The 6,434-nt window shown below is 73.7% G+C and carries 9 protein-coding genes; 6 read left to right on the top strand and 3 right to left on the bottom strand.

What is annotated here, in order from left to right; translation table 11 throughout:
* Nucleotides 1–50: 50 nt before the first annotated feature.
* From AC1DUQ_RS15270 to AC1DUQ_RS15255, 4 genes are read left to right on the top strand one after another with little or no spacing between them, the layout of a single operon-like run.
* On the top strand, nt 51–440 hold the full coding sequence (locus tag AC1DUQ_RS15270; protein WP_477059450.1) for a PPOX class F420-dependent oxidoreductase: 390 nt from the start codon (nt 51–53) through the stop codon (nt 438–440).
* Nucleotides 441–462: 22 nt separating this feature from the next.
* Nucleotides 463–1,239, top strand: a complete 777-nt coding sequence (locus AC1DUQ_RS15265) for a putative protein N(5)-glutamine methyltransferase (RefSeq protein ID WP_477074076.1) — start codon at nt 463–465, stop codon at nt 1,237–1,239.
* 46 nt (nt 1,240–1,285) lie between these two features.
* Nucleotides 1,286–2,986: a GAF domain-containing SpoIIE family protein phosphatase gene (locus AC1DUQ_RS15260; RefSeq protein WP_477059448.1), complete on the top strand. Its 1,701-nt coding sequence runs from the start codon at nt 1,286–1,288 to the stop codon at nt 2,984–2,986.
* On the top strand, nt 2,983–3,699 hold the full coding sequence (locus AC1DUQ_RS15255; protein ID WP_477059447.1) for a DNA alkylation repair protein: 717 nt from the start codon (nt 2,983–2,985) through the stop codon (nt 3,697–3,699). The genes AC1DUQ_RS15260 and AC1DUQ_RS15255 overlap by 4 nt, the downstream gene beginning before the upstream one ends.
* On the opposite strand, the gene AC1DUQ_RS15250 is transcribed toward AC1DUQ_RS15255, so the two are convergent.
* Nucleotides 3,692–4,090, bottom strand: a complete 399-nt coding sequence (locus AC1DUQ_RS15250) for a VOC family protein (protein WP_477059446.1) — start codon at nt 4,088–4,090, stop codon at nt 3,692–3,694. The genes AC1DUQ_RS15255 and AC1DUQ_RS15250 overlap by 8 nt on opposite strands.
* 61 nt (nt 4,091–4,151) lie before the next feature.
* Between AC1DUQ_RS15250 and AC1DUQ_RS15245 the strand changes: the two genes are divergently transcribed.
* Nucleotides 4,152–5,108: a helix-turn-helix transcriptional regulator gene (locus AC1DUQ_RS15245; RefSeq protein WP_477059445.1), complete on the top strand. Its 957-nt coding sequence runs from the start codon at nt 4,152–4,154 to the stop codon at nt 5,106–5,108.
* A 10-nt stretch (nt 5,109–5,118) separates the two neighbouring features.
* Nucleotides 5,119–5,529 carry a DUF3224 domain-containing protein gene (locus AC1DUQ_RS15240; protein ID WP_477059444.1) on the top strand — a complete coding sequence of 137 codons (411 nt, stop codon included), beginning with the start codon at nt 5,119–5,121 and terminating at the stop codon, nt 5,527–5,529.
* Here the strand turns inward: AC1DUQ_RS15240 and AC1DUQ_RS15235 are convergent.
* A complete protein-coding gene (locus AC1DUQ_RS15235) occupies nt 5,514–6,071 on the bottom strand; it encodes an SRPBCC family protein (protein ID WP_477059443.1) in 558 nt (185 codons plus the stop codon). The genes AC1DUQ_RS15240 and AC1DUQ_RS15235 overlap by 16 nt on opposite strands.
* Nucleotides 6,072–6,125: 54 nt before the next feature.
* A partial coding sequence (locus AC1DUQ_RS15230) for a DUF6855 family protein (RefSeq protein WP_477074075.1) occupies nt 6,126–6,434 on the bottom strand: 309 nt, incomplete at its 5' end.

Raw genomic sequence — 6,434 nt, 5'->3', positions numbered from 1 at the left:
GCCGTACCCCCACGGGGTGCGGCCGCCTCGTGCGTGGGTGACCATCGCGCATGACGACTTTCGACGCCCTCGCCGACGAGGGGTTCATCTCCCTGACCACGTTCCGCAAGTCCGGAGTCGGGGTGCCGACGACCGTGTGGGTGGGCCGGGACGGCGACGCGCTGCTGGTGACCACCCCGCGGGGCAGCGGCAAGGTCAAGCGGCTCGGTCGGGACTCCCGCGTGGAGATGTCCCCGAGCAGCCGGTTCGGGAGCGTCGACGACGACGCCCCCACGGTGACCGGCGTCGGAGAGATCCTCGACGACGACGCGGCGCGCGAGCGGTGCAACGACGTCATGGTCGAGAAGTACGGCCTCGAGTACCGCGTGATGATGGGGATCGAGAAGCTGGGCCGCAAGGGCGACGACAACCGGGTGATCCTGCGCATCACGCGGGACTGAGAGCGGGCGTAGCCTGCCCGCCGTGCCCCTGACCCACGCGGAGATCACCGCGACCCTGCGCGCCGCCGGCTGCGTGTTCGCCGAGGACGAGGCGACGCTCCTGCTCGGGACGGGGTCCGACGACCTCGACGGGCTGGTCGCGCGCCGCGTCGCCGGTGAGCCGCTCGAGGTCGTCGTCGGGTGGGCGGAGTTCTGCGGGCTGCGGATCGGGATCGACCCCGGGGTGTTCGTGCCGCGCCGCCGCACCGAGCTGCTGGTGGGGGAGGCCGCGCGGCTGGCCCCGCGGRCCGCCGAGCCGGTCGTGGTGCTGGACCTGTGCTGCGGCTCCGGGGCGCTCGGGGTGGCGCTCGCGCACCTGCTCGGTGCGGTGGAGCTGTACGCGGCCGACGTGGAGCCCGCGGCGGTCCGCTGCGCACGCCGGAACGTCGGCGCGGTCGGCGGGCAGGTGTTCGAGGGGGACCTGGACCAGCCGCTGCCGGCGTCGTTGCGGGGGCGGGTGCAGCTGCTCGTCGCCAACGTGCCGTACGTGCCGACCGACGCGATCGCTCTGATGCCGCCCGAGGCGCGGTTGCACGAGCCGCGCGTCACGCTCGACGGCGGGTCCGATGGGCTCGAGGTGCTGCGGCGGGTCGCGTCGGTGGCGCCGCGGTGGCTGGCGCCGGGTGGTCACCTGCTGGTGGAGACCGGTGCGGCGCAGGTGCCCGCCGCGGTCGACGCGTTCGGGCGCGCAGGGCTGGCGGCGCGGGTGGTGGTCGACGAGGACGCCGGGGCCACGGTGGTCGTCGGGACCCTGCCGTAGTCCTCCCGTTCTGCGCCATGTCGCCGGTGCGGGGCATGATCAGCGCGTGACCGATGCGTACGCCGGGCCCGAGGGGCAGGCCGACCCGACGTACGAGCGGTTCGCGCGCCTCGCGCAGGCCTACGTCGGCGCACCGGTGTCGCTCGTGTCGTTCGTCGACGACGTCGGACAGGTGTTCCCCGGGGCCCTCGGGCTGCCCGAGCCCTGGATGTCGCGGCGCGGGACGGAGCTGTCCCACTCGTTCTGCCAGTACGTGGTGAGCTCGGACGCGCCGCTGGTGGTCGCCGACGCGCGCGACGTCGACTTCCTGCGCGACAACCTCGCCATCCCGGACCTGAGCGCGATCGCCTACGCCGGCTTCCCGCTGCACGACCTGGACGGGCGGGCTGTCGGCTCGCTGTGCGCGATCGACGACCAGCCGCGGGAGTGGACGCCGGAGGAGCTCGCGGTGCTCTCCGACCTGGCGCAGGCGTGCTCGTCGGAGGTCCAGCTGCGGGCGCTCGGCGAGCGGGCGCGCCGGGCGCAGCGCTCCGCCACGCAGAGCGATCGGCACGCCCGCCTGATGCTCCTGATGTCGGAGGCGTTCGCGGACGCGGTGTCGGTGGACGACGTGCTGGACACGATCCAGCGGGTGGCGGTGACGGCGGCCGGCTCCCGGCGGACCGCGGTGGCGGTGGTGCACGAGCAGGTCCTGCGCTGGGTGCGGTACGAGCAGGTCGAGGGCGTGCCCGCTGCGCTGTGGGGAGACGTGGCCCTGTCCGACGCGCGGTGGCCGTCCGTGGCGGCGGTGACCGGCGAGGGGCCGCAGATCTTCGAGGACTCCGCGGCCATGGCTGCTGCGTTCCCGTCGACCGCCGGGATGGGTGGCGACGGAGCGCTCGCGATCCTGCCGCTGACCGCGGCCACCGGCGTGCTCGGGGCCGTCCTGCTGCGCTGGCAGCTGCCACGGGGGATGGACGCGGAGCTGCGGTCCGTGCTGAGCGCGCTGGCCGCGTACGCCGCTCTGGCGCTCGACCGTGCGCAGCTGCTGGAGGAGCGGCGCGAGGTCGCGCACGTGCTGCAGGCCGCGATGCTCACCGACCTGCCGACGGTCGACGGCCTCACGATCACGGCTGCGTACGCCCCGGCGTCGACCGGCGAGGATGTCGGCGGGGACTGGTACGACGCCATCGCGCTTCCCGACGGGTCGACGGCGCTGATGATCGGCGACGTGACCGGGCACGACATGGGAGCTGCCGCGCTCATGGGGCAGCTCAGGTCGATGCTGCGCGGGCTGACCTGGACGTTCCAGGAACCCCCCGGCGCCATCCTGCGGCGGCTCGACGACGCGAACCTGGGCGTGGGACTGCGGGCGACGGGCTCGGCGGTGCTGGCGCACCTGGACCCGGCAGGCGCCGACGGGGGGCGCGAGCTGCGCTGGTCCAGCGCCGGGCACCCGCCTCCCGTGCTGCTGCGCCGCGACGGCGGGGCCGCCGAGCTGAAGGGCACGCCCGACCTGCTCCTCGGGTTCCGGTCGGGGGCGGTGCGCCGCGACCACACGGTGGTCCTGTACCCCGGTGACGTCCTCGTGCTGTACACGGACGGCCTGGTGGAGCGTCGGCGGGAGAACCTCCGCGCGGGCCTCGCCCGGCTGGTCGCCACGGTGGAGACCGCGGCCCCGGGAGACCCGTGGGCGCTGATCGAGGCGCTGGCTCCGTCGACCATCCGTCGCGACGACGTCGCCGTCCTGACGGTCACCCTCGGATGAGTACCGCCGTCGCTCGCCTCGTGGCGCTGGCCGACCCCGAGCGGGCCGCGGGCATGGCGTCGTTCTTCAAGACCGGCCCGGGGGAGTACGGCGAGGGCGACCAGTTCCTCGGGCTCACCGTGCCGCAGGTGACAGCGGTCGCCAAGGAGCACGTCGGCCTGCCGGTCGCGTCCCTGGAGGAGCTGCTCGAGGACGACCGGCACGAGGTGCGGCTGCTGGCGCTGAAGATCATGGCGATCGAGTGCGCAGCGAAGCGGACCTCGCCGGAGCGGCGGCGCGAGCTGCTCGACCTCTACCTGCGGCGCACCGACCGCGTGAACAACTGGGACCTGGTCGACGCCAGCGCGCCGGACGTGCTCGGCCGCGCGGTGGTGGCCGGGCTGCCGGTCGACGTGCTCTACCGCCTGGCCGCCTCGGACCTCCTGTGGGAGCGACGCATCGCGGTCGTCGGGACGTTCCCCCTGATCCGTGAGGGGTCGCTGGACCACACGTTCGCGCTCGCCGCACTGCTGGAGCCGGACCGGCACGACCTCATGCACAAGGCCATCGGGTGGATGCTGCGCGAGGCCGGCAAGAAGGACGAGCCGCGGCTCCTGGCGTACCTCGACGAGCATGCTGCGACGATGCCGCGGACCACCCTGCGGTACTCCCTCGAGCGCCTGGATCCCGAGGTCCGGACGCACTACATGCGGGCGAAGCAGCGGGTCAGCTGACGATCTCCAGCCAGTGCGGGTTGGTCATGATGCCGATCAGGTTGCCGAACGGGTCGACGACCGAGGCGGTGGTGAAGCCCTCGCCGCGCTCGCGGATGCCCTCGTGCTCGGTCGCACCGAGTGCGAGCAGGCGCTCGAACGTCCCGAGCAGGTCGTCGACGTGCCAGGACACGACAGCGCCGCTGGGACCGCCGCCGTTCGGGACGTAGCGGCGGTCGATGATGCCGAGCTCGTCGAGGTGGTCACCGATGCGGAACTCGATGTATCCCTCGCGGGCGAAGTACGGCTCGACGCCGAACAGCTCGGTGTACCAGGTGCGGGCGGCGTCGAGGTCGTCGGCGAAGAAGGAGACGTTGGCGAGGCCACGGAAGGTGCTGGTCGTTGTTGTCATGACTCGACTCTCCTCGGCTAAGTGCTCACCTTCTGAGCACTTTGTTTGCCATTCTTGAGCCATGCGCGCGGACCGCCTGGTGGCCACCCTCCTGCTCATGCAGGCACGCGGGCGGGTGACCGCCGCCGAGGTGGCCGGCGAGCTGGAGGTCTCGGTCGCGACCGCCCGGCGCGACCTGGAGGCGCTGTCCACGGCGGGCATCCCGGTCTACCCGCAGCCAGGGCGCGGCGGTGGCTGGTCGCTCGTCGGCGGTGCGCGCACCGACCTCACCGGGCTCACCGCCTCCGAGGCGCAGGCGCTCTTCCTGCTGGTCGGCTCGTCGTCCGACCGGTCCGCCGAGGCCACCTCCGCCCTGCGCAAGCTCGTCCGCGCTCTGCCCGCGACCTTCCGGGCGGAGGCCGAGGCGGCCGGGCGGGCGGTCCTGGTGGACCCGGTCGGGTGGGGCTCGTCGGCCCGCGCCCGGCAGCCGTGGGTGGAGGACCTGCAAGGGGCTGTCGTGCGCCGGCGGCAGGTGACGCTCGTGTACAGCGGTCGTGCCGGCGAGTCCGAGCGGACCGTCGACCCGTGGGCGCTGGTCGACAAGGGCGAGCACTGGTACCTCGTGGCCGGGACGCCGGCGGGCCGACGCACGTTCCGGCTGGACCGGATCACCAGCCTGGCCGTGCGTGACACAGCGGCCGCGCGGCCCGACGACCTGGACGTGGCCGGTGTCTGGGAGTCGGTGGTCGACGAGGTCGAGGAGCGTCGCTCGCGGGTGACCGCGACCGTGCTGACGACACCGTTCCTGGTGCGCGTGCTCCGAGGCCAGTTCGGGCGGCACGTCACCGTGCTCGGGACCGACGCCGACGGGCGGGTCCGGCTCGAGGTGGGGTCGCACACCGCGCGGTCGGTCGCTGAGCACCTGGCCGGGTTCGGCGCTGCGGTCCAGGTGCTGGGGCCCGCCTCCGTCCAGGCCGAGCTGGCGGTGCTGGGCGCGGAGCTGGTCGGGCTGTACGGGGGTGTCGGTGGTCCTGGCTAGCGTGCCGCCCATGATCACCGAGGGAACGTTCACGGTCAGCGGGTTCACGGGCGTGCCGGTCGAGCAGGACGCCGAGCCGGTCAGCACGGCGCTCGCTGTCGGGGTCGCGACGATGGTCAAGCAGTACGCGGGCGGCGTCGAGGGGCGGTCCACCACCCTGTTCACCTCGGCGTTCGACCCGGAGCTCGGTGTCGGCACGTACGTGGCGATGGAGTCCTTCGAGGGCAGCCTGGACGGGCGTCCCGGCACCTTCAACTTCGTCCACGTGGCGTCGACGCACGGCTCGGACCGGTTCGACGAGCATGTCGCGATCGTCCCGTCGAGCGGCACCGGCGAGCTGGCCGGCATCACGGGCGGTGGCGCGCTGGAGGTGGACGCGGACGGCACGCACCGGATGCGGTTCGACTACACGCTGGGCTGAGCACCTGCCCGGCGCGCCTCTTCCGCCTCCGCGAGCGCCGCGAACGTGCGCAGCTGCTTGCGCATCATCACCAGGTCACCCCACGCGAGCAGCCACGCGCCGACGGCTCCCGCCCGGCCGGTCGGTTCCGGGGTGCGGAGCACGGCCACGAGCCTGCTGCGCGCCGGACCCGCCGCCAGGACCGCGTAGGTGACGGCGACGTCCCCGAACATCCGGGCACCGGAGGGGTTCATCCGCACGGTCAGGTGCTCGTCGGGGGCGAACGAGGCGAGCGTGAAGATCCGCGAGAACGTCTGGCCGACCTCCAGCTCCCACGTCCACGGCATGGGCACGCGAGGGCTGCGCCGGCCACCGTTGTCGATCCAGTCGTAGCTGTAGGGCGCGACGCGGAACTGGCACACCCACCGGTAGACCACGTCGGGCGGCGCCGCCACGTCGACCCCGCGGAACAGTCGCCGCGCGGGGGCGGGGACGAGGTCGTCGCACGGGTACGAGCGCTGCTGCTCGGACCCGGTCACGCCCCACGCCGTGGCGATCGTCATGAGTGTCACGCTAGGGGGAGCCGGGTGCGGGCGCCCCGACCGCTCAGCGGGCTCTCAGCGCGGGAGCGCCCGGACCGTGTTGTTGCGGGCGTCGTGGGTCAGCTCCGCCAGGCCGAGCTCCTCGAGCAGCGGAGGCAGGTACATGCCGAACCGGCCGCGGTAGCCCTTGCGCAGCCCGTACCAGCCGCCCACCGGGTTGGACTCGTCGCGGCCCCACGCCTCGACCGTGCCCGGTGCGGCCGGCTTCTGCTCGTCCGCGGCGCCGAGGGGCACGGCGCCGCCCTGCTCCAGCAGCCACGCGTGCAGGTCGTCGATGGCGCTCAGGTGGTACTTCAGCGTCGTCGAGCCCACCTGGCACACGAG

This window comes from Cellulomonas sp. P4_B5_2, assembly GCF_056402235.1.
The sequence above is the reverse complement of the archived record's forward strand: the minus strand, read 5'-3'. Positions and strand labels throughout refer to the sequence as shown.

What these genes read in the sequence shown, in the direction of transcription:
- AC1DUQ_RS15270 (WP_477059450.1), top strand. Translation starts at nt 51, where the DNA reads ATGACGACTTTCGACGCCCTCGCCGACGAGGGGTTCATCTCCCTGACC.
- AC1DUQ_RS15255 (WP_477059447.1), top strand. Translation starts at nt 2,983, where the DNA reads ATGAGTACCGCCGTCGCTCGCCTCGTGGCGCTGGCCGACCCCGAGCGG.
- AC1DUQ_RS15250 (WP_477059446.1), bottom strand. Translation starts at nt 4,090, where the DNA reads ATGACAACAACGACCAGCACCTTCCGTGGCCTCGCCAACGTCTCCTTC.
- AC1DUQ_RS15245 (WP_477059445.1), top strand. Translation starts at nt 4,152, where the DNA reads ATGCGCGCGGACCGCCTGGTGGCCACCCTCCTGCTCATGCAGGCACGC.
- AC1DUQ_RS15240 (WP_477059444.1), top strand. Translation starts at nt 5,119, where the DNA reads ATGATCACCGAGGGAACGTTCACGGTCAGCGGGTTCACGGGCGTGCCG.
- AC1DUQ_RS15235 (WP_477059443.1), bottom strand. Translation starts at nt 6,071, where the DNA reads ATGACGATCGCCACGGCGTGGGGCGTGACCGGGTCCGAGCAGCAGCGC.